Raw genomic sequence first — 2524 nt, forward strand, 5'->3', positions numbered from 1 at the left:
TTTCCCTCCCTTTTCTCAAAGCTAAACTAAGTTCTTCCCTGCTTAATCCATAGTAATTTGCTAATGCATCCAGCACTTCTTCGGTATCTTGCTCATCTATCTTATCTAATTCTTCTCTTGTATATAATTCAACTTTATCCATTCCACCCTTGCTTTCAATATAGTTTTCCAAATGCCCTAATAAGATACTTTCTATATTTTTCAGTTCCTCAAGTGAAAATAATAGACCCTCATTTCCTGGTATTTCCATTGCATAAATTCTACACATTTCCCTAATATCTGTTACTGGTGGGTTATCATAGTGGAAATTTGATAGAAATGTTTTTTCATCTGTTCCTGCATAGAATTCAAATACCTCTTTAGCTGTTAATCTTCCTACTCCATTTTTTATTCTTCTGCTTTTCATTGCATTTCCTCCCCCTTATTCTATTTTCCTTATCTTAGAGTTCTCCTTCAACAATTTCTTTTCTGTAGTATTATTAGTTAGCAAGCTTACCAGATCTTTTTGTGCATCTTCAATATTGTCATATTCTTTTAAAATCTTACATAATTGGAAATCATTATCTGTTGTTTTGTGCAAAATATAACCTGTCATTTTATTAAATTTAATATCTTTCATTAAACCAGCTCCTTAGTTTTGTTGTATTTTATATTTTAATATATATATCCTTAACTCTGCCAAAGTGTAAACTTTATAATAAAATATTTTTATTAATCTACTATTTCCTTGTATTTTTAACATCTTTTAGGATTTAGCAAAAAACGATTTCTATACTAATACTGCAAATCACCGTATCAGCCCTAATATCAATATAACTCTTATCAATCTAACTAATCTCTATATAGTTAGATTGTCTTTTTGACAAGTCTAGGCTTTTCCTTTTTGCCATTCTAGACTTATCAAAATCACCATTCTTGACTTGTCCTTTTGATAAGTCTGAAATCACATATGCAAAAATCAGCAAGTTTTCATTCCTTGCTGATTCTCATCTTTTATAATCTATTTCCTTGTGTCTCCACTAACTAGGTCAACCACTACGGTCACATTAAAATACTTTTTCAGCACCTTTTCTTATAATTAGGCTCATCTTCTATAAACTCAAAATAGTCATGAAAGAGCTTAAATCTAAGGATTTCTACATAGTTTCTCTTTGTAGTAACGCTATACACTCCACGTGCATAGTATGAGGAAACATATCCACCGGTTGTGCTTCTAGTACCTTATAGCCTTTTTTAACCAGATAACCTAAATCTCTAGCCAGTGTAGATGGATTACAGGATACATAGACTATTTTTTCTGGATTTGCATCTATTATGGAATCTATTAATTCTTTATCAAGGCCTTTCCTAGGAGGGTCTAATACTATGGCATCAAGCTTAATTCCCTTTTTGTTTAGCTTTGGCAACACTTCTTCACTTTTGCCAATAATAAATTCTACATTATCTACATTATTCAATCTCACATTTTCCTTGGCATCTTCTATAGCATCCTTTACTATTTCTACCCCATAGACCTTCTTTGCATATCTAGAAATATATAAAGCTATTGTACCTATTCCGCAATATAAATCTGCTACAGTTTCATTTCCATTTAAGCTTAAATACTCTACCACTTTATTATATAATACTTCCGTTTGCACAGAGTTTACTTGAAAGAAGGATTTTGGAGAAATCAAAAATTTGTATTCCCCTATATAATCTAAAATCCTATCTTCTCCGTATAATTTTATATCTTTAGCTCCTAATATTACCGATGTATCATTCTTTTTTACATTTTGGTATATACTTACTATAGTATCAGAAAAAATAGTAGAGACTCTCTTGTCTGGGAAAGTTAACATTTCTATCAATTCATTTTTGTAAGGAAGGTTTTCAGATTTTGTTACGATTACTACCATAGCTTTATTATCTTTAGTTGTTCTTATTAACAAATTTTTAATTATACCTTTTTTACTCTTCCTATCATAGCCTTCTACTTTGAATTTTTCCATATATTCTTTAATTAAAATTAATATATCGTCTACAATTTCATTTTGAATAATAGATTTACCTACAGGTACAATATCATGGGTTCCTCTTTTGTAATAGCCTATTCTATAATTTTTTCCCACTTTAAATTCTGCCTTATTCCTATATCTAAAAGGATACTCCATTCCTATAGTATCCTTTACATATATATTTTTTATCTTCCCTATTCGCTTCAAATTGTTTTCCACCATATTCCTCTTTAATTCCAGTTGTTTTTTATAATCTAAATTTTGAAGTTGACATCCGTCACACTGTGGAAAGAACTTACACTTAGATTCTATTCTATAAGGGGATTTTTCTAATATTTCTAATGTCTTTCCCATCCCATATCTTTTCTTTAACTCTACTATTTCAAAAAATACTTTGTCTCCTAAAATTCCTCCCTCAACAAAAAAAGTAAATCCTTCATGTCTTCCTACTCCCATACCTTCATTATTTATATCAATGATATTTAATTTTATTTTATCTCCAACTTTATATTGACTCATAGGGTACT

The 2524-nt window shown here is 29.9% G+C and carries 3 protein-coding genes; all 3 read right to left on the bottom strand.

Going from position 1 to position 2524, the window contains the following annotated elements; translation table 11 throughout:
- On the bottom strand, positions 1-406 hold a 406-nt coding region (locus VK998_RS11050; protein WP_325228274.1), incomplete at its 3' end, for a hypothetical protein.
- 15 nt (positions 407-421) lie between these two features.
- Entirely contained in the window at positions 422-619 is a 198-nt protein-coding gene (locus VK998_RS11055) for a hypothetical protein (protein WP_325228276.1), read from the bottom strand.
- Positions 620-1136: 517 nt separating this feature from the next.
- Entirely contained in the window at positions 1137-2516 is a 1380-nt protein-coding gene (gene rlmD, locus VK998_RS11060; protein WP_414713602.1) for a 23S rRNA (uracil(1939)-C(5))-methyltransferase RlmD, read from the bottom strand.
- Between the last annotated feature and the right edge of the window lie 8 nt (positions 2517-2524).

Origin of the sequence: Schnuerera sp. (genome assembly GCF_035459645.1) — a bacterium.
Lineage (GTDB): Bacteria > Bacillota > Clostridia > Tissierellales > Tepidimicrobiaceae > Schnuerera.